This is a genomic window from Pseudomonas sp. W5-36 (assembly GCF_046540455.1).
GTDB classification, from domain to species: Bacteria; Pseudomonadota; Gammaproteobacteria; order Pseudomonadales; family Pseudomonadaceae; genus Aquipseudomonas; species Aquipseudomonas graminis_B.
Window position 1 is genome coordinate 425,327 of record NZ_JAXCIQ010000002.1, and the last position, 16,826, is coordinate 442,152.

Genomic DNA, 16,826 nt, shown 5'->3' on the forward strand with positions numbered 1-16,826 from the left:
ACATGAATGAACACGAACTGATCGGAGCCGGCCTCGGTACGATCATTGGCGCGGTGTTGGGCCTGACAGGCGCGGGTGGCGGGATCCTTGCGGTGCCGCTGCTGGTTTTCGGGCTGGGCCTGACAATGATCGAAGCTGCGCCGGTGGGCCTCCTGGCCGTCGGCCTGGCTTCGGCGGTCGGTGCAGCGCTCGGATTGCGCCAAGGCATCGTCCGTTACCGCGCCGCCATTTTCATCGCAATCATTGGCATCGCGCTGTCGCCGGTAGGCCTGTGGCTGGCGCATCAACTGCCCAATGCGCCGCTGGCGTTGGGGTTTGCACTGATTCTGTTTTATGTGTGCGGGCGGATCTACCGCAAAGCCGCTCACGAACTGCGCCACGGCAAGCCGCCGGATCGGGGCGCGTTCAGGCCCTGCGTGGTCAATCCGCTGGTGGGTCGCTTGCGCTGGACGCTGCCGTGCGCCCGGTCACTGGCGGCAACCGGCGCGCTCGCCGGCCTATTGTCAGGATTGCTCGGCGTGGGCGGCGGGTTTGTCATCGTGCCGGCCTTAACGCGCTACACCGACCTTGAGATGAAAAGCATCGTCGCCACGTCGCTGGCGGTGATCGCACTGGTCTCGACCGGCAGCGTGATCACGGCCAGCGTCAGCGGCGCGATGCACTGGTCAGTGGGCCTGCCGTTCGCCGCCGGGGCTGTCGCGGGACTGATGGCCGGCAGGCAGGTCAGCCGTTACCTCGCCGGCCCGAGGTTGCAGCAGCTGTTCGCTGTTAGCGGCTTCTTCGCCGCCGTGCTGCTGGTGATCAAAACCCTCGGCTGAACGGATGCCACAGTGAACGTGGGAAACATCAGGCCTAAGCCGTCGCCTGCAACCCCGCCAACACCAACCGCTGATACAGCTCGTCCCGCAACCCCTGCGGATGATCGAGGCCCATGCGCTGCAAGTGCTCCGGATACGCGCTCGCGTCAGGCGCTTCCAGCGTGGCCTTGCCCAGCTCGATGATTTCCGTGAGCTTGAACTTGCTCTTCAGCCAGTTCAGCGCGCGCAGCAGATCGCGCTCTTCTGCCGTGAAGTCGCTACCCAGCGGGTATTCGACGAAGAGCGAAGGGAACTGATGGCGGATGTCCTTCAACCGCTCGGGCGTGTTCTGGCTGAACAACGGATCAAGGCGGAAATCCTTCGGCAGCTTGCCGGCCTTCTGCGCCTGATCGATCAGGCCCGGCTGGAAGCGTGAGTCGCTGATATTAAGCAGTGCCTCGATCACCGCTGAATCGGTCTTGCCGCGTAGATCGGCAATGCCGTACTCCGTGACGACGATGTCACGCAGATGCCTCGGAATTGTCGTGTGCGCATAGTCCCAGACGACATTGGAATTCACCTCCCCGCCCGACTCACGCCAGCTGCGCAGAATCAGCACGGAACGCGCGCCTTCCAGCGCATGGCCCTGAGCGACGAAGTTGTACTGCCCGCCCACACCGCTGACCACGCGACCATCGGCCAACTGATCTGAAACCGCTGCGCCCAGCAACGTGACCGTGAAACAACTGTTGATGAACCGCGCATCGCGGCGTTGCAGACGCTTGAGCGTTTCGTTGCCGTAGAGCTCGTTGATGTAGCTGATCGCGGTCATGTTGATCTGCGCGATCTGCGCCGGCGTGAATTCCCGTAGCCGCTCGTAGAAACTGCGCGGGCCGAGAAAGAAGCCGCCGTGAATCAACACGCCGTCGCCATAAAGCGACTCGTCCAGAACCCCGTCGTTGGCCATTTGCTGCAGCTCGATGTCGGCGTACACCTTGCGCCGGATGATCCCCGCGTCCAGCAGCACCAGCAGGCCGTTGACCAGCATTTCGCTGCAGCCATAAAGCCCGGTGGCGAAGGGCATCACCCCGCCTTGGGCCTCGATCAGGGGTTTCCAGGTGGAGATGCCGTCCAGCTCGGCCAGGCACGCGCGGTAGTTTTCGTTATCGGCCTGGCGCGCAAGCAAGGCTGCGGTCAAGGCGTCGCCCATCGAACCGATGCCGATCTGCAAGGTGCCGCCGTCGCGCACCAGCGTGCTCGCGTACAACCCAATGAAATGATCCTGAACACCGACCGGCATGTTCGGCGTCGAGAACAGCGTGCTGCGCTCTTCATGCTCGATCAGCAGGTCGAAGGTGTCGGCGCTGACTTCGGCATCGCCCTGCATGTACGGCAGATCCGAGTGGACATGGCCAAGCATCAGAATGCGCTCGCCCGCCGCGCGGCGTTTTTCCACCAGGGGCAGCAGGTCGAGGGTGATGTCGGGGTTGCAGCTCAGGCTAATGTGATCGGGCCGTTGCGGGTCGCGGGCAATCAGTTGCGCGATCAGGTTCAGGCCGTTGGCGTTGATGTCCCGCGCAGCGTGGCTGTAGTTGCTGCTGACGTAATCCTGCTGCGCTTCGACGCTGCCGAGCAGGCTGCCGGGCTGCATGAAAAACTGCTGGACGTGAACATTGGGCGGGAGGTTGTCCCGGCGCAGGTCGGTGAGGAAATCCAGCTCCGGGTAGTCATCGAAGACGCGCTCCAGAAAGGGCTCAAGAAACCGTCCCTGCAAACCGTCGCCGCCATCCGGTCGCCCGAGGCACAGGGCGGTGTAGATGGTCAGGTGCCGATCGGGCAGCGATTTGATTCGGGCGTACAACGCGTTGGCAAAGCGGTTCGGTTTGCCCAACCCCAGCGGCATACCCATATGAACATGGGCCGGCAACTCGGCCAGCACGTGATCGACAGCTTGCTCGATCGAGCAGGAATGCGGCATCCGGCCTCTCCTGATTTTGTTATTGGATAGCGGTTGGACCGGGCCTTCAGGGAATTTGCTGCATTGCGCCGCTTGCGCCCTCATAAAAAGACTGCCAGTCGGCGACTCAATCCCGCTTCGTCTCGATCTCTACCAGCTTGTCCTCGATAAACCGCAGGTGTTGTTTTGCACCATTACGAGGACCGTACACCCACAAACTAACCTTCGCAAAACCGAGCCTGGGTACGCCGTTGCTTCGCAGCGCAGGCATTTGATCAACACTGCTGTCTGGCGCGCCGCACTTCTGGCGGACCACATCGGCGGTGTCACCCAGACTGATAAGCGCCGTGCCGCAGCGCATGGTCGCGTCAGCCGCATTGGCGAACAGCAAGCCGGCCAGCCCTAGGAAGATCAGTGTTCGGTTAATCATGGCGCTGATCAGAAATTCGCCGGGGTGGCAGCGCTGATGAGCCGCGCAGGAACGTCGTAGGGGTTGCGAAAGCGATGGGGTCGGGAGCTCTCGAAGTAGTAACTGTCGCCCTCTTCCAGCACGTAGGTATCAAGACCGACCACCAGTTCAAGACGGCCCTCAACCAGAATCCCGGTCTCCTCGCCCTCGTGCACGAGCATCTCGATGCCCGTGTCGGCACCCGGCGGGTAGACCTCGGAAAGGAACGCAATGGCGCGACTCGGATGGGATTTGCCGACCAGTTTCATGGTCACGGCACCGTCCGAGATATCGATCAGTTCGCTGGCTTTATAGACCACTTGGGTCGGGTTTTCGGGTTCGAGCTCTTCGGAAAAGAACTCCACCATGGACATCGGTATGCCGCCCAGCACCTTCCGCAGCGAGCTGATCGAGGGGCTGACGCTGTTCTTCTCGATCATGGAGATGGTGCTGTTGGTCACGCCCGCTCGTTTGGCGAGTTCACGCTGGGACAGGCCTTTGAGTTTACGAATGGATTGCAGTCGTTCACCGACGTCCAATGCGGGAGTCCTCCTGATGATCAAGTTAGGTCAAGTGGTCGCCATCATGGCAACAGCGTTCAGTATTTACAACACTTGAGCCCAAGGCCGAATCAGCAAAGGGACTGGCGGCCATAACGGGCCGCGAAGGGGTGATTTGCAGGGGATCGGCGAGCGGCGATCAGGCCTCGGAATAGAGCCTTGGCACGCGCTTGAGATTGCAGAGAATCTGATAGGGAATCATGTCCGCGCTCGACGCAACATCACTGATCAGGATGTGCTTGCCCCACAGCTCGACGCGGCTGCCCACCCCTGCGCCCGGCACGTCGGTGAGGTCGACGCAGAGCATGTCCATCGACACACGCCCGAGCAACTGACTGCGATGACCGTCGACCATCACGGGGGTACCGGTGGGCGCCTGCCGCGGATAGCCGTCGGCATAGCCCATCGCGACCACACCGATGCGCATATTGCGCTCGGCGACGAATGTACCGCCGTAGCCTACTGGCTCACCGACGGGCAGGTCACGCACGCAGATCACCCGGGACTCCAGGGTCATGACCGGCTGCAAACGATCGGCGACCGATTGCGACTGATCAAACGGCGTCGCGCCGTAGAGCATGATCCCCGGACGCACCCAGTCACTTGGCACGCTGGGCCAGCCCATGACGGCGGGGGAATTGCGCAGGCTGACTTCAGCGGCCAACCCGGCACGCGCCGATTGAAAAATCGCCACTTGCTCGTCGGTACGGACGCTGTCGAGTTCGTCGGCGCGAGCGAAGTGGGTCATCAGGACAATCTTGGCGGCCTTGCCGCTGCTCAGCAGCCGTTGGTGCGCCGCCTGAAAATCCGCGGGATGGATGCCAACGCGGTGCATGCCCGAATCCATCTTCAGCCACACATTCAGCGGCTTGCCGAGGGCGGTTTGTTCGATGGCATCGAGTTGCCAGAGGGAATGCACCACACACCAGAAATCATGCTCGACGATTAGCGCCAGTTCTTCGGCCTCGAAAAAGCCTTCCAGCAGCAGAATCGGAGCCTTGATCCCGGCCTGACGCAGCTCCAGCGCTTCTTCAATGCACGCCACGGCAAAACCATCGGCCTCGGATTCCAGTGCCTGCGCAACCCGCACCGCGCCGTGCCCATAGGCATCCGCCTTGATGACAGCGAGCGCCTTGGCGCCAGCGGTGTCGCGCGCCAGCTGGTAGTTGTGGCGCAAGGCCTGAAGGTCGATAAGGGCGCGGGCTGGACGCATGGTGGGGCTTCTTGTGGGTCAATAGATGGATATAGGTGGATGAGCTACGGCAGCGCCGCAATCACCGACAGTTCAACCAGAATCTCCGGCTCGCACAGCTTGGCTTCAACCGTTGCACGCGCAGGGGCCAGGCCTTTCGGCAGCCAGGTGTCCCAGACGCTGTTCATGCCGGCAAAGTGCGCGTCGATGTCTTTCAGGTAGATCGTCACTGACAGAATCCGGGTCTTGTCGGTACCGGCCAGGTCCAGCAGTCGCTCAATGTTGTGAAGCGTTTCGCGGGTCTGTTGCTCGATCCCCGCCGCCATATCGTCGGCCACTTGCCCGGCAAGGTAAACGGTGCCGTTATGGACGACCAACTGGCTCATGCGCTCATTGGTGAGCTGGCGCTGAATGGACATGTTTTGCGATCTCCCTGGAACTGCCATAACGAGAAATATCGAGGCCTTCAGCACTGATTTGTGGCGTCTTGCGAGCGATAAGGTCAGCCAGCAATCTGCCTGAACCGCAGGCCATCGTCCAACCCAATGTGCCGTGACCGGTGTTCAGGAACAGATTGCGGTACGGCGTTGCGCCGACGATCGGCGTGCCGTCCGGCGTGGTCGGGCGCAGACCAGTCCAGAAGCTGGCCTGCTGCAGGTCGCCGCCGTGAGGATAGAGGTCGTTGACGATCATCTCCAGCGTCTCGCGGCGACGGGGATTGAGCGACAGGTCGAAGCCAGCGATCTCGGCCATTCCGCCCACACGAATACGGTTGTCGAAGCGGGTAATCGCCACCTTGTAGGTCTCGTCAAGGATGGTCGACGTCGGCGCCATCGCCGGGTTGGTGATCGGCACCGTCAGCGAGTAGCCCTTGAGCGGATAAACCGGCGCCTTGATGCCAAGGGGCTTGAGCAGTTGCGGCGAGTAGCTGCCAAGCGCCAGTACGTAGCGGTCAGCCGTTTCGAGTTTTCCGTTGATGCGCACGCCGTTGATGGTGTCGCCCGCGAAATCAATGGATTCGATGGACTGGCCGAAGCGGAACTCAACGCCCAGCTTCACACACATCTCGGCCAGACGCGTGGTGAACAGCTGGCAGTCGCCGGTCTGGTCGTTCGGAAGGCGCAGTGCGCCGCTGAGGATGTTGCTGACGCTGGCCAACGCCGGCTCGACCCGGGCGATGCCTTCACGGTCGAGCACTTCATAAGGCACGCCGGCCTGCTTGAGCACGGCGATGTCCTTGGCGGCGTTATCCAGTTGCTCCTGAGTGCGGAACAGCTGAGTCGTGCCCAGGCTGCGGCCTTCGTAGGCAATGCCGGTCTCGGCACGCAACTCATCGAGGCAGTCGCGGCTGTATTCGGAGAGGCGAACCATGCGCTCTTTGTTCACGGCGTAGCGGTTCTGGGTGCAGTTGCGCAGCATCTGCGCCATCCACAGGTACTGATCGATATCGGCTGTTGCCTTGATGGCCAGCGGCGCGTGGCGCTGCAGCAACCACTTGAGGGCCTTGAGCGGCACACCCGGCGCGGCCCATGGCGAAGCGTAGCCCGGCGAGACCTGCCCGGCGTTGGCGAAACTGGTTTCCATGGCAGCGGCCGGTTGACGGTCAACGACAGTCACCTCGAAGCCCGCACGCGCCAGGTGATACGCACTGGTGGTACCGATTACGCCACTTCCAAGGACCAGAACGCGCATGTTGATTCCCTCATCGCGGATATCCGCTGACGTTTTCAAGTTTAAGCAAGGATGTGCGCAGTATAAAAAGGCCCGAGCAGTGCTTTTGACTATATAAACGCCTATATTCGGCGTTTCTTCTCGGCAACCGACGCTTTGGCAGAGGGCTTATCGATGCGCACCCAGCACCAGTCCAAACGCGAGCTGGACAAGATCGACCGCAACATCCTGCGCATCCTGCAAAACGATGGCCGGATCTCCTTCACTGAACTGGGCGAACGGGTCGGGCTGTCTACCACGCCATGCACAGAACGGGTTCGGCGCCTGGAGCGTGAAGGCATCATCATGGGCTACAACGCCCGCCTTAATCCGCAGAACCTCAAGGCCAGCTTGTTGGTGTTTGTCGAGATCAGCCTGGACTATAAGTCTGGCGACACCTTTGAGGAATTTCGCCGCGCGGTGCTCAAACTGCCCCATGTGCTGGAATGCCATCTGGTGTCAGGGGATTTCGACTATCTGGTGAAAGCGCGGATTTCCGAGATGGCGTCGTACCGCAAGCTGCTGGGCGACATCCTGCTCAAGCTGCCCCATGTGCGGGAGTCCAAGAGCTACATCGTGATGGAAGAGGTGAAGGAGAGTTTGTGCCTGCCCATTCCGGAGTAAGCATCCGTAAGGGGCTCACCCCAGCTGGCTTCGGCTAAACCAGCACCTGCCGCGTCGAGGCGATGAACTCATGCACCTGCTTCTCAGCGCGGGGGTGAATCAAAACATCAGGGCGGCGGCCATTGGGGCATGGCAGGGTTTTCGTGGTGCCAAACAGGCGGCAGATCAGCGGACGCTCGTCGTAGACGGTGCAGCCATTGGGTCCCAGGTGTACGCAATTCAGCTCGTTGAGGGCCGCTTCCTGCTCGGCCGGCGTCTTGCGCGGTAAACGCGACATTTCTTCGGACGACGTGGTCACCGGCCCGCAGCAATCGTGGCATCCCGGGACGCATTCGAACGACGGAATCAGCCGCCGCAGATCGCGGATTTTCTCGCTGTTGCAGGCCATCGCGGCAGTTTCTCCTGTGAAAGGTACTGATTGTGCCCCAGCGCCTCTGCGACTGACACCCGGATGATCATCCACCGGCATTTTCTTGCCCGGGCACCCTGACCCCGCTACCCTCCGTAAAATTTTCCAAACAGTGCTCTCGGGATATTCAACATGAATGCTCGGCCTCCCCAGCCCGGATTGTCTGATCACGCGGCGTCTTACTACGCCGCCACTCGCCATACCCAGCCTGACGCCCCTGCCCTGCACGGCGAGGTCAAAACCGACGTCTGCATCATCGGCGGCGGGTTTTCCGGGCTGAATACGGCGATCGAGCTGGCTGAACGCGGCTTGAAGGTGGTGCTGCTGGAGGCGCACAAGATCGGTTGGGGCGCGAGCGGGCGCAACGGCGGGCAACTGATCCGCGGCGTCGGCCATGATGTGGATCAGTTCAGCAATGTCATCGGCGAGGACGGCGTTCGTCAGCTTAAGCTGATGGGCCTGGAAGCGGTGGAAATCGTCCGCGAGCGTGTCAACAAATACCAGATCGACTGCGATCTGACCTGGGGCTATTGCGACCTGGCGAACAAGCCCAGGGAATTCGAAGGTTTTGCCAAAGACGCCGAAGAGCTGCGCAGCCTGGGTTACCGACATCCGCTTGAATTGATTGAAGCGCGCAACCTCAGCAGCATCATCGGGTCTCCCAATTATGCCGGCGCCCTGCTGGACATGGGCTCGGGCCATTTGCATCCGCTGAATCTGGCGCTGGCAGAGGCCGCGGTCGCCCAGTCGCTGGGCGTGCAGGTGTTCGAACACTCGGCAGCGACAAGACTGGAATACGGGGCAGAGGTCAACATTCATACAGCCCACGGGCGAGTGCGCGCCAGTACGCTGGTGCTAGGCTGCAATGCGTATCTCAATGAGCTCGATGGGGAGTTGAGCGGCAAAGTCTTGCCCGCTGGCAGTTACGTCATCGCCACCGAGCCGCTGAGTGAACAACTCGCCAGCCAACTGATTCCACGCAATACCGCGATGTGCGATCAGCGCGTGGCGGTGGATTATTTTCGGCTGTCGGCTGATCGGCGCCTGCTGTTCGGCGGCGCTTGCCACTACTCAGGCCGGGACCCGAGCGACATTGCTGCGTACATGCAGCCGAAGATGCTCAAGGTGTTTCCTCAGCTCAAAGACGTGAAGATCGATTTTCAGTGGGGCGGAATGATCGGCATCGGTGCCAACCGCTTGCCGCAGATCGGACGACTGCACACGCATCCAAATGTGTTCTATGCCCAGGCGTATGCGGGGCACGGGCTGAACGCAACGCATCTGGCGGGTAAGTTGCTGGCGGAGGCCATTAGCGGCCAACACAGTGGCGGGTTCGAGCTCTTTGCCAAAGTCCCTCACATCACCTTCCCCGGCGGCAAACATTTGCGCTCGCCGCTACTGGCGCTGGGGATGTTGTGGCACCGTTTCAAAGAGTTGGTGTAACCGGACTCGCCTCTGTGGGGCCACTGTCACAGCCCTCATTCGCGCCAGAAAGGCTTAAGGCCTTCATGGCGCGCCTGCTTACCGCTCAAGCCAATATCCTTCAGCTGCTCGTCAGTCAGTTTCAACAACGCGCGCCGACTGGCCCTACGATGCTGAAACAGCCCCCACATCCCCAGCCCTTCCGGCGCGTTGATGCGCGAGCCCGCTTCATGCTCACGGACCAGCTCCCCTGCATACAGCGTTAGCCGAACATCACTTATTCCGCTCATTTCCAGACACCTCGTCGTGGGTTTCGAGTGAATTCATGATGTGTCTGTATGGAAAACCATTACAGATCCAAAGAATTATTATTCTTTGCATACAGATCGGTTTAATCCCGCGCTGAATGCTGTAATTTCCCCACATCTGTATCGGTCTGCCGATCGCATCGCCTGTGGGAGTACGCCATGACCCTGTACGTCAACCTCGCCGAACTACTCGGCACGCGCATCGAAAACGGCTTTTATCGCCCAGGCGACCGGCTCCCCTCGGTGCGCGCGTTGAGTCTTGAGCATGGCGTCAGCCTGAGTACGGTGCAGCAGGCGTATCGATTGCTGGAAGACAACGGCCTCGCACTTCCACGCCCCAAGTCCGGGTATTTCGTACCGGCCGGCCGCAAGACGCCCGCCCTGCCTGCGATTGGCCGCCCCGCGCAGCGCCCAGTGGAAATCTCTCAGTGGGATCAAGTGCTGGAACTGGCGCGGGCCGCACCCAGCCCTGACGTCGTTCAGCTGGGGCGCGGTATGCCCGACGTCACCAGCCCCACCTTGCGCCCACTGACCCAGGCGCTGGGCAGGATCAGCCGTCGTTTGGACATGCCCGGGCTGTATTACGACAACATCCACGGTCGGCGCTGCCTGCGGGAACAAGTCGCCCGGCTGTTGCTGGATTCCGGCACCAACATCGATCCGGATGATCTGGTGATCACCACCGGCGCTCAGGAGGCACTGGCCATCTGCATCCGGTCGGTGTGCCAGCCGGGCGACATCGTCGCAGTCGACTCGCCCAGCTTTCACGGCGCCATGCAGGCGCTCAAGGGGCTGGGCATGAAAGCCCTGGAAATCCCCACCGACCCGCTCACCGGCATCAGCCTCGACGCGCTGGAGCTGGCGCTGGAACAGTGGCCGATCAAAGCCATACAGCTGACCCCGAGCTGCAACAACCCGCTGGGCTACATCATGCCGGAGGACCGCAAACGTGCGCTGCTGACCCTGGCGCAACGCTTCGATGTGGCGATCATCGAAGACGATGTGTATGGCGATCTGGCCTACACCTACCCTCGCCCGCGCACGATCAAATCCTTCGACGAAGACGGCCGCGTTCTGCTCTGCAGCTCGTTTTCCAAGACGCTGGCGCCGGGTTTGCGCGTCGGTTGGGTCGCGCCGGGTCGATATCTTGATCGCGCGCTGCACATGAAATACATCAGCACCGGTTCCACTGCGACTCAGCCACAACTGGCGATTTCCGATTTTCTCAAGGCCGGGCACTACGAGCCGCACATGCGCCGGATGCGCGGCCAGTACCAGCGCAGTCGCGACCTGATGACAGGTTGGGTCACGCGCTACTTCCCGGAAGGCACCCGCGTGAGTCGCCCTCAAGGCGGCTTCATGCTGTGGATAGAACTGCCGGAAGATTTCGACTCCTTGCGCCTGAACCGCGCGTTGCAGGGACAAGGCGTACAGATTGCCGTTGGCAGCATATTTTCGGCGTCCGGCAAATACAGAAATTGCCTGCGCATGAACTTTGCTGCCAAGCCGACCGCGCAAATCGAGGACGCGGTGCGCAAGGTCGGCGCTGCCACGGCGTTGCTCATGCAGCGCGCTGACCCTGCATAACGTTGTGCAGCTTTTAACCTTTTGGAGAAAGCGCGGTCATATCGCCATGACTGATTTTCGAATGACCGCGTTGATGAACTTACGGGCGGTGCCCCTCCTCCTGGCTCTCGCCCTCGGCCTCAGCGGTTGCGCACACACGCCCGCCCCCGACGGTCCGAGTCAGGCACTCCCGGCGGCGCAGTCTTCTTTCGGGCGCTCGATCATGGCCCAGGCGGCGCCTCACGAGGGCCGCTCGGGCTTCCGCCTGCTGCCCAACAGCACCGAAGCCTTCATGGCCCGCGCCGAGCTGATTCGAAACGCCAAAACCAGCCTGGACCTGCAGTACTACATCGTTCACGACGGCCTGAGCACTCGGGCGCTGGTTGACGAACTGCTCAAAGCCGCCGATCGCGGCGTCCGCGTGCGCATCCTGCTGGACGACACCACCAGCGACGGGCTGGATGAAGTCATCGCCACACTTGCCGCGCACCCGAACATTCAGATCCGCCTGTTCAATCCGCTCAATCTGGGCCGCAGCATGGGCGCCACCCGTAATCTGGGTCGGCTCTTCAATCTGTCCCAGCAGCATCGACGCATGCACAACAAGCTGTGGCTGGCCGACGGCGCCGTGGCCATCGTCGGCGGGCGCAATCTGGGCGACGAGTATTTCGACGCCGAACCCAATCTGAATTTCACCGACATCGACATGCTCAGCGTGGGCCCGGTCGCCGAACAGCTGGGTCACAGTTTCGATCAGTACTGGAACAGCACGCTCAGCAAGCCGATCGATGACTTCCTCTACTGGCCGCCCGACCGCAAGGATCTGGCCACCGCGCGCGTGCGTCTGGCCGAGTCGCTGGATCAGGCACACGTGGACAAAAAGGCCTTGTATGAACGGCTGATGGACTATCGGCCTCACCCACGCATGAAGACCTGGCTCAATGAGCTGATATGGGCGCACAACCAGGCCTTGTGGGACGCGCCGACCAAGGTGCTGTCACGCGGCGAGCCTGACCCGCACCTGCTGCTGGCGACCCAACTGAGCCCTGATCTCGGCAACGTGCATAAGGAACTGATGCTGATCTCGGCCTACTTCGTGCCCGGGCAGGAAGGCCTGGTTTACCTGACCGGGCTCTCTGACAAGGGCGTGTCGGTGAACCTGTTGACGAACTCGCTGGAGGCCACCGACGTGCCGGCGGTGCATGGCGGCTATGCGCCGTACCGCCGAGCGCTGCTGGAGCATGGCGTGAAGCTGTTCGAACTGCGCCGCCAGCCTGGCGACCCGAGCAACGCCAAGGGCAGCGGTCCTGCATTTCTGCACACAAACCTGATCAAGGGCGGCTCGGAATCAAGCCTGCACAGCAAGGCGATGATCTTTGATCGGCAGAAAATGTTCGTGGGTTCGTTCAATTTCGACCCACGGTCGGTGCTGTGGAACACCGAAGTCGGCGTGCTGGTCGACAGCCCCGAGCTGACCGAATACCTGCGCGAGCTGGCGCTTCAGGGCATGGCGCCGGCCATCAGTTATCAGGTCAAGTTGGAGAACGACCGACTGGTGTGGGTAACCGAGGACAACGGCAAAATCCATACCCTGTCCAAAGAGCCTGGCGACTGGTGGCGCCGGATGAACGCCTGGTTCAGCACGGCGGTCGGCCTGGAAAAGATGCTCTAAGCCGCCACCGCATGCGCGCCAAATGCCTTGGGACGCTGGGACAGGATGACCAACCCCAGCGCGCCCGCCGCCATCAATAACGGCAGCGCCTGACCGCTGACCCATTGGCTGCCAGCGCCCGCCGCCAAGGGGCCGAGCAGGCAACCGATCCCCCACAGCTGAGCGACATGGGCATTGGCGCGCACCAGAGCGTCGTCGCGGTAACGCTCGCCAATCAGAATCAGCGACAGCGTGAACAGTCCGCCCGCGCTTGCGCCGAACAGCACCCACAGCGGCCAGATGGCGATTGTGTCGACCAGCAGCGGAATCGCCAGGCGCGACACCGTCAGCACCAGCGCACACCCGGAAAACAGCCGCCGACGGGACACCCTGTCGGCCAGCGCGCCAATGGGCAGTTGCAGAAGCGCATCCCCCACCACCACGGTGCTGACCATCGCCAAAGCGATTTCAGGCGTGAAGCCCTGTTGCAGGCAATACACCGGCAGCAAGGTCAGAATCATCGCTTCAAACCCGGCGAATAACGCAATGGCCCACGCAATGGCCGGCAAGCTCCGACAGAAGCCGCCGAGATCGCGCAGCGTCACATGGCTGGATTCCGCGCTCGGCGCGCCTGTTCTGCCCAGCAACAGAAACGGCGATACCGCCAGCAACAGGGTCCCGACCCAGAACCCGTAATCTGCTCCCGTGCCAATGAAGCCCAGCAGCACCGGCCCGCCCAGCTGACTCAGTGCGTAGGAACTGCCGTACAGCGCCACCAGCTTGCCGCGCAGCCTTTCGATGACCAACTGGTTGATCCAGCTTTCGCCGAGCACGAACACAATGGTGAGGATTGTCCCGAGCATCAGGCGCAGGACCAACCAGATCCAGTAGTCAGGCAGTAACGCCAGCAAACCCACTGAAACCGACCCGGCCCACAGGCATAGCCGCATGAGGTTGGCGGTGCCGAGTCTTGAAGCGAGTCGGCTGGCAAGGCTGGCACCCAGTAGCACACCAATGGCCGGCATCGCAGCCATGACGCCGATGGCAAACGCGCCGTAACCCCAGGCTTCCAGACGCAGCGATACCAGCGGCATGCTCACGCCCAGCGCCAGGCCGACGCTCAATACCGACGCCAGCACGGCGAAATAAGTACCCCAACGCATCACCACGCTCCTGTGGCTCAAAAGGACGAAACAAAACAGCCGGGCTTTGAGTAAAGCCCGGCTGCGTTGGTTTTTTACAGCGACTGAGGGTTGATCGCGCGCGACTCTCTACAGCTTGATCCAGGTCGCCTTCAGCTCGGTGTATTTGTCGAACGCATGCAGTGACTTGTCGCGGCCGTTACCAGACTGTTTGAAGCCACCGAACGGCGCGGTCATGTCGCCGCCATCGTACTGATTGACCCACACGCTGCCCGCACGCAACGCCTTCGCGGTCAGATGTGCCTTGGACAAGTCAGCCGTCCACACCGCCGCAGCCAGGCCATAAGGCGTGTCGTTGGCAATCTGAATCGCTTCTTCGGCGGTATCGAAGGTCAGCACAGAAAGCACCGGCCCAAAGATCTCTTCCTGAGCGATCTTCATCGCGTTGGTCACACCGTCGAAAATCGTCGGCTCGACGTAGGTGCCGCCGGTTTCCTGAAGGATGCGCTTGCCACCGACGACCAACTTGGCGCCGTCTGTGTGGCCAGCTTCGATGTACGACAACACTGTATTCATCTGCTGGGTATCGACCAGCGCGCCAACGGTTGTCGACGGATCGAGGGGGTTGCCCGGCTTCCAGGCTTTCAGCGCGTCGATCACCATCGGCAGGAATTTCTCCTTGATCGAGCGCTCGACCAACAGGCGTGAGCCGGCCGTGCAGACCTCGCCCTGGTTGAAAGCAATGGCGCTGGCCGCAGATTCGGCCGCAGCCTGCAGATCCGGCGCATCGGCGAAGACGATGTTCGGGCTTTTGCCGCCGGCTTCCAGCCAGACGCGCTTCATGTTCGATTCGCCCGAGTAGATCAGCAACTGCTTGGCGATCTTCGTCGAACCGGTGAATACAGCGGTGTCGACGTCCATGTGCAACGCCAGCGCTTTACCCACCGTATGGCCATAACCCGGCAGCACGTTCAGCACGCCAGCCGGAATACCTGCCTCAATGGCGAGTTGAGCGACGCGGATGGCGGTCAGCGGGGATTTTTCCGATGGCTTGAGGATCACCGAATTGCCGCTCGACAGCGCAGGGCCGAGCTTCCAGGACGCCATCAGCAGCGGGAAATTCCACGGCACAATAGCCGCCACTACGCCAATCGGTTCGCGAGTCACCAGCCCCAGTTGATCGTGCGGGGTCGGCGCCACTTCGTCGTACAGCTTGTCGATGGCCTCGCCGCTCCAGCTCAATGCCTGGGCGGAGCCGGGAATGTCGATGCCGTAGGAATCGATGATGGGCTTGCCCATGTCGAGGGTTTCAAGCAGCGCGAGTTCTTCAACGTTTTCGTTGATCAGCTCTGCCAGACGAAGCATGGCTGCCTTGCGCTTGGCCGGCGCCAATCGCGACCAGACGCCGGAATTGAACGTAGCCCGGGCGTTTTCGACGGCGCGCTGCGCATCGGCGGCGTCACAACTGGCGACATGGGCGAGGAGGCGGCCATCGACCGGACTGATGCAGTCGAACGTCGAGCCGGATGCGGCGTCTGTGTATTCACCGTTGATGAAAGCACGGCCTTCGATTTTCAAATCCTGGGCGCGTTGTTCCCAGTCAGCATGAGTCAGGGTGGTCATGAAACGTCCTCCTCTTATGAAATAGGCGCGTCTTCGCACTCGAATCGGGCTTCAGGACAGTGCCTGACGCGTCATCGGATCGGCCGAAGGCATTCGCCACCCTAAACCAGCATTGGGCGGATTTCCAATATATTGGACATAAGCGGGCGAAATCTGGCCCGATCGTGCATTTTATTCAACAGTCCCCGCACTCGCTTGCGCTTTCCATCCAGCCCTCGGCAAGCAACAATCACGCAGCGCCCACTTTCAGGAATCAGATATGAGCATCGAAAGCATTGTCGACTTCAGCGAAGCCACTACTGCAGCGGAGCGTTTCACGCCTGCGGCTGAAAAGATCCTCAAGGGCGAGCCGAACCAGACGGTTTACAACCATTACAACAGCCCGTGCGGGCAGCTGAATGCAGGCGTCTGGGAAGGGGAAGTCGGTCAATGGAAAGTGAATTACACCGAGCACGAGTACTGTGAAATCGTGCAGGGCGTCTCGGTCCTTCGTGACGAAGCAGGCAAGTCGAAAACCCTGCGCGCGGGTGACCGTTTTGTGATTCCTGCCGGGTTCAAGGGTACGTGGGAGGTGCTGGAAGCATGCCGCAAGATCTATGTGGTGTTCGAACAGAAGGCCTGAGCCTCAGGTGACCGACTTTATTTCACCCACAAAAAAGCCCGCATCGCTGCGGGCTTTTTTGTAAGACGCAAAAATCAATTACTTGATTTTGGCTTCTTTGTAGATCACGTGCTTACGAACAACCGGATCGAATTTTTTAATTTCGATTTTGTCCGGAGTCGTGCGCTTGTTCTTGTCGGTGGTGTAGAAGTGGCCGGTGTTAGCGGTCGACACCAAACGGATCAATTCACGCATGATTTTCTCCCTTAAACCTTAGCGCCAGCACGGCGGATTTCGGCCAGAACAACCGTGATACCACGCTTGTCGATGATGCGCATGCCTTTGGCAGATACGCGCAGACGTACGAAGCGTTTCTCTTCTTCAACCCAGAAGCGGTGATGCTGCAGGTTTGGCAGGAAACGACGACGGGTTTTGTTGTTTGCGTGGGAAATGTTATTCCCGGTTACCGGACCCTTACCGGTAACTTGACATACTCTCGACATGCCTCAGCCCTCTAAAACCACATGCCCAACCCGGCATGGGTTGGCCGCTTAATCTCTCAGTCATTTGGCGCCAGGCGCCGCGTTTCTTCAGGGGTCTTACCGGCCACACCTGCGGTGAAGGCAGCGGGCCCCTAGAAAAGAGCGCTGCTTTATACCAGAAAGCCCCCGGTGCAACAACACAAACCACGAATTGCCTGCCAGATAACCCGGCCTTATACCCGGCAAGACCAGCGGCGTTAGGCGCGGCGGGAAATATACCACTCGTCGCGCCGTGGCGATTGTTCTGCGCCAATCGATGGTCTAGGGTTACTGA

18 protein-coding genes are annotated in these 16,826 nt (G+C 60.9%); 6 read left to right on the plus strand and 12 right to left on the minus strand.

Annotation, left to right across the window (positions count from 1 at the left end):
- Window positions 1–2: 2 nt before the first annotated feature.
- Window positions 3–818, plus strand: coding sequence for a sulfite exporter TauE/SafE family protein (locus SLW74_RS04895; RefSeq protein ID WP_065988252.1), 816 nt, complete (start codon window positions 3–5; stop codon window positions 816–818).
- A 34-nt stretch (window positions 819–852) separates the two neighbouring features.
- On the opposite strand, the gene SLW74_RS04900 is transcribed toward SLW74_RS04895, so the two are convergent.
- From SLW74_RS04900 to dadA, 6 genes are all read right to left on the minus strand, one after another.
- Complete coding sequence (locus SLW74_RS04900; RefSeq protein WP_410928285.1) at window positions 853–2,775, minus strand: acetyl-CoA hydrolase/transferase C-terminal domain-containing protein; 1,923 nt, start codon at window positions 2,773–2,775, stop codon at window positions 853–855.
- A gap of 106 nt (window positions 2,776–2,881) precedes the next feature.
- A complete protein-coding gene (locus SLW74_RS04905; RefSeq protein ID WP_410928286.1) occupies window positions 2,882–3,145 on the minus strand; it encodes a DUF2845 domain-containing protein in 264 nt (87 codons plus the stop codon).
- A gap of 47 nt (window positions 3,146–3,192) precedes the next feature.
- Window positions 3,193–3,741, minus strand: coding sequence for a cupin domain-containing protein (locus SLW74_RS04910; RefSeq protein WP_065988249.1), 549 nt, complete (start codon window positions 3,739–3,741; stop codon window positions 3,193–3,195).
- Between the two features lie 160 nt (window positions 3,742–3,901).
- Window positions 3,902–4,975 (minus strand): alanine racemase, encoded by a 1,074-nt coding sequence (gene alr, locus SLW74_RS04915; protein WP_410928287.1) that lies wholly within the window; start codon window positions 4,973–4,975, stop codon window positions 3,902–3,904.
- A gap of 44 nt (window positions 4,976–5,019) precedes the next feature.
- Window positions 5,020–5,373, minus strand: a complete 354-nt coding sequence (locus SLW74_RS04920; RefSeq protein ID WP_065988247.1) for a RidA family protein — start codon at window positions 5,371–5,373, stop codon at window positions 5,020–5,022.
- A complete protein-coding gene (gene dadA / locus SLW74_RS04925) occupies window positions 5,345–6,646 on the minus strand; it encodes a D-amino acid dehydrogenase (RefSeq protein WP_410928288.1) in 1,302 nt (433 codons plus the stop codon). The genes SLW74_RS04920 and dadA overlap by 29 nt, the downstream gene beginning before the upstream one ends.
- 153 nt (window positions 6,647–6,799) lie before the next feature.
- Between dadA and dadR the strand changes: the two genes are divergently transcribed.
- Window positions 6,800–7,288: a transcriptional regulator DadR gene (gene dadR, locus SLW74_RS04930; RefSeq protein ID WP_065988245.1), complete on the plus strand. Its 489-nt coding sequence runs from the start codon at window positions 6,800–6,802 to the stop codon at window positions 7,286–7,288.
- A 34-nt stretch (window positions 7,289–7,322) separates the two neighbouring features.
- Here dadR and SLW74_RS04935 read toward each other — a convergent pair whose 3' ends face one another.
- Entirely contained in the window at window positions 7,323–7,676 is a 354-nt protein-coding gene (locus tag SLW74_RS04935) for a YkgJ family cysteine cluster protein (RefSeq protein WP_065988244.1), read from the minus strand.
- A 153-nt stretch (window positions 7,677–7,829) separates the two neighbouring features.
- On the opposite strand from SLW74_RS04935, the gene SLW74_RS04940 reads away from it, so the two are divergent.
- On the plus strand, window positions 7,830–9,140 hold the full coding sequence (locus tag SLW74_RS04940) for an NAD(P)/FAD-dependent oxidoreductase (protein ID WP_410928289.1): 1,311 nt from the start codon (window positions 7,830–7,832) through the stop codon (window positions 9,138–9,140).
- A 35-nt stretch (window positions 9,141–9,175) separates the two neighbouring features.
- On the opposite strand, the gene SLW74_RS04945 is transcribed toward SLW74_RS04940, so the two are convergent.
- Window positions 9,176–9,409: a DUF1127 domain-containing protein gene (locus SLW74_RS04945; RefSeq protein WP_410928290.1), complete on the minus strand. Its 234-nt coding sequence runs from the start codon at window positions 9,407–9,409 to the stop codon at window positions 9,176–9,178.
- A 177-nt stretch (window positions 9,410–9,586) separates the two neighbouring features.
- On the opposite strand from SLW74_RS04945, the gene SLW74_RS04950 reads away from it, so the two are divergent.
- On the plus strand, window positions 9,587–11,014 hold the full coding sequence (locus tag SLW74_RS04950; RefSeq protein WP_296313558.1) for a PLP-dependent aminotransferase family protein: 1,428 nt from the start codon (window positions 9,587–9,589) through the stop codon (window positions 11,012–11,014).
- A 46-nt stretch (window positions 11,015–11,060) separates the two neighbouring features.
- Complete coding sequence (locus SLW74_RS04955) at window positions 11,061–12,665, plus strand: phospholipase D family protein (protein ID WP_410928291.1); 1,605 nt, start codon at window positions 11,061–11,063, stop codon at window positions 12,663–12,665.
- Here the strand turns inward: SLW74_RS04955 and SLW74_RS04960 are convergent.
- Both SLW74_RS04960 and SLW74_RS04965 read right to left on the minus strand, forming a co-directional pair.
- On the minus strand, window positions 12,662–13,807 hold the full coding sequence (locus SLW74_RS04960; RefSeq protein ID WP_410928292.1) for an MFS transporter: 1,146 nt from the start codon (window positions 13,805–13,807) through the stop codon (window positions 12,662–12,664). The two genes, SLW74_RS04955 and SLW74_RS04960, sit on opposite strands and share 4 nt — an antisense overlap.
- Window positions 13,808–13,915: 108 nt before the next feature.
- Window positions 13,916–15,409, minus strand: coding sequence for an aldehyde dehydrogenase (locus tag SLW74_RS04965; protein WP_410928293.1), 1,494 nt, complete (start codon window positions 15,407–15,409; stop codon window positions 13,916–13,918).
- A 259-nt stretch (window positions 15,410–15,668) separates the two neighbouring features.
- On the opposite strand from SLW74_RS04965, the gene SLW74_RS04970 reads away from it, so the two are divergent.
- Window positions 15,669–16,031 carry a cupin domain-containing protein gene (locus SLW74_RS04970; protein ID WP_065988238.1) on the plus strand — a complete coding sequence of 121 codons (363 nt, stop codon included), beginning with the start codon at window positions 15,669–15,671 and terminating at the stop codon, window positions 16,029–16,031.
- A 78-nt stretch (window positions 16,032–16,109) separates the two neighbouring features.
- Here SLW74_RS04970 and rpmG read toward each other — a convergent pair whose 3' ends face one another.
- Entirely contained in the window at window positions 16,110–16,265 is a 156-nt protein-coding gene (gene rpmG, locus SLW74_RS04975; RefSeq protein ID WP_010225867.1) for a 50S ribosomal protein L33, read from the minus strand.
- 11 nt (window positions 16,266–16,276) lie between these two features.
- The gene (gene rpmB / locus SLW74_RS04980) at window positions 16,277–16,513 is read right to left on the minus strand and encodes a 50S ribosomal protein L28 (protein ID WP_037016669.1); all 237 of its coding nucleotides are present in this window, start codon (window positions 16,511–16,513) and stop codon (window positions 16,277–16,279) included.
- Window positions 16,514–16,826: the final 313 nt, after the last annotated feature.

What these genes read in the sequence shown, in the direction of transcription:
- SLW74_RS04895 (WP_065988252.1), top strand. Translation starts at nt 3, where the DNA reads ATGAATGAACACGAACTGATCGGAGCCGGCCTCGGTACGATCATTGGC.
- SLW74_RS04900 (WP_410928285.1), bottom strand. Translation starts at nt 2,775, where the DNA reads ATGCCGCATTCCTGCTCGATCGAGCAAGCTGTCGATCACGTGCTGGCC.
- alr (WP_410928287.1), bottom strand. Translation starts at nt 4,975, where the DNA reads ATGCGTCCAGCCCGCGCCCTTATCGACCTTCAGGCCTTGCGCCACAAC.
- SLW74_RS04920 (WP_065988247.1), bottom strand. Translation starts at nt 5,373, where the DNA reads ATGTCCATTCAGCGCCAGCTCACCAATGAGCGCATGAGCCAGTTGGTC.
- dadA (WP_410928288.1), bottom strand. Translation starts at nt 6,646, where the DNA reads ATGCGCGTTCTGGTCCTTGGAAGTGGCGTAATCGGTACCACCAGTGCG.
- dadR (WP_065988245.1), top strand. Translation starts at nt 6,800, where the DNA reads ATGCGCACCCAGCACCAGTCCAAACGCGAGCTGGACAAGATCGACCGC.
- SLW74_RS04935 (WP_065988244.1), bottom strand. Translation starts at nt 7,676, where the DNA reads ATGGCCTGCAACAGCGAGAAAATCCGCGATCTGCGGCGGCTGATTCCG.
- SLW74_RS04940 (WP_410928289.1), top strand. Translation starts at nt 7,830, where the DNA reads ATGAATGCTCGGCCTCCCCAGCCCGGATTGTCTGATCACGCGGCGTCT.
- SLW74_RS04945 (WP_410928290.1), bottom strand. Translation starts at nt 9,409, where the DNA reads ATGAGCGGAATAAGTGATGTTCGGCTAACGCTGTATGCAGGGGAGCTG.
- SLW74_RS04950 (WP_296313558.1), top strand. Translation starts at nt 9,587, where the DNA reads ATGACCCTGTACGTCAACCTCGCCGAACTACTCGGCACGCGCATCGAA.
- SLW74_RS04955 (WP_410928291.1), top strand. Translation starts at nt 11,061, where the DNA reads ATGACTGATTTTCGAATGACCGCGTTGATGAACTTACGGGCGGTGCCC.
- SLW74_RS04960 (WP_410928292.1), bottom strand. Translation starts at nt 13,807, where the DNA reads ATGCGTTGGGGTACTTATTTCGCCGTGCTGGCGTCGGTATTGAGCGTC.
- SLW74_RS04965 (WP_410928293.1), bottom strand. Translation starts at nt 15,409, where the DNA reads ATGACCACCCTGACTCATGCTGACTGGGAACAACGCGCCCAGGATTTG.
- SLW74_RS04970 (WP_065988238.1), top strand. Translation starts at nt 15,669, where the DNA reads ATGAGCATCGAAAGCATTGTCGACTTCAGCGAAGCCACTACTGCAGCG.
- rpmG (WP_010225867.1), bottom strand. Translation starts at nt 16,265, where the DNA reads ATGCGTGAATTGATCCGTTTGGTGTCGACCGCTAACACCGGCCACTTC.
- rpmB (WP_037016669.1), bottom strand. Translation starts at nt 16,513, where the DNA reads ATGTCGAGAGTATGTCAAGTTACCGGTAAGGGTCCGGTAACCGGGAAT.